This window comes from Sphingobacterium sp. IITKGP-BTPF85 (assembly GCF_001006065.1).
Lineage (GTDB): Bacteria > Bacteroidota > Bacteroidia > Sphingobacteriales > Sphingobacteriaceae > Sphingobacterium > Sphingobacterium anhuiense.
Genome location: NZ_ASZT02000306.1, coordinates 1 through 1,287, shown reverse-complemented (window position 1 = coordinate 1,287; position 1,287 = coordinate 1). Strand labels below are relative to the sequence as shown.

1 protein-coding gene and 1 pseudogene are annotated in these 1,287 nt (G+C 34.4%); both read left to right on the top strand.

All coding sequences use genetic code 11. The features are described from left to right. Window positions 1-586: FKBP-type peptidyl-prolyl cis-trans isomerase (locus tag L950_RS25340; RefSeq protein ID WP_021191227.1), on the top strand; the 586-nt coding region annotated here is incomplete at its 5' end. Window positions 587-1,009: 423 nt separating this feature from the next. Next, a pseudogene (locus L950_RS25335) lies at window positions 1,010-1,287 on the top strand (peptidylprolyl isomerase); the annotation flags it as partial.

Genomic DNA, 1,287 nt, shown 5'->3' with positions numbered 1-1,287 from the left:
AAAACACTTCAAAAAAGGTAAGTTAACTGATCAACAATTAGGTGAGCAAGTTACGAAGTATTTTGAAGCAGAGACTGCAAAATTAAAAGGCGCTGAAGCTGGAAAAGTTGAAGCTTTCTTGAAAAACAACAAATTAGCACCTAAGAAAACTGCTTCTGGTTTACAATATGTTGTTACTAAGGCTGGATCAGGTAAAAATGCGGCTGTTGGTGACACTGTAGTTGTTAACTACATCGGTAGATTGACAAACGATAAAGTATTTGATACTAACCAAGCTGATCTAGCTAAAAAACATAACAAATTTAATCCACAAAGACCTTACGAGCCTTTACGTTTACATTTAGGTGTTGATGGCGTTATTACAGGTTGGACTGAAGCTTTCCAATTATTGAACAAAGGTTCAAAAGCTACTTTGGTTATTCCTTCGGTTTTAGCTTATGGCGAACGTCCTGCTGGAGAAATTCCTCCATATTCACCTTTAATTTTCGATGTGGAAGTTCTTGACATTATCCCTGGAAAAGCACCTGCTGCAGCTCCAACGACAATTCCTGCAACAACGACACCGGCTACGCCTGTAAAGAAATAAGTACAGAAATTATCAAAATGAAAAGCACTTATCGGATCACCGATAAGTGCTTTTTTGGGGCGGACCTAAATTTAAAATTTATATTATATTTTCACAAGAATCACCTTTCCTTTATATCCAAATTAGGGTTAATAAAAATTCAAATCGCATGATTTTCTTTAAAAATTTTTAATGTTTTCTTTTGCCTTCCATGATAATTTAAAATCCATGTTTAAGCAGTATCATAGCTATTTTTCATATCCATGTTTACATTTTTTACGTAATTACTGCCAGAACTGAACAAATTAAATTATCTTTGATCTGAGATGTTTCCTTCCATAGAATAGGAAGACTATTTAAAAGGAACAGAATCTCAATACGACTAAAGTCGTATGACCAGATTATAAGAATTAATAAAAAAAATAAGAAAGCAATTAAACTTAAATGAAAAAATCAATTTTACTATTCGCGGCATCAGGGCTTTTATTAACTGCTTGCCAAAACTTTAAAAAGGCTGAGGGTGGCCTAGAATACAAAATCGTGAAGGATGCTGGTGCAGAAAAGGCAGTTGCAGGTGATTTATTGTCGGTAGATATTATTCAAAAATCTGATAGAGATTCTGTCATGTCGAGTACTTACGATGCAGGAGTTCCACAAATCCTACAATTATATCCGGATAGTATCATCAAACAAAACCCAGGAGATCCAACTGGTTTATTCAA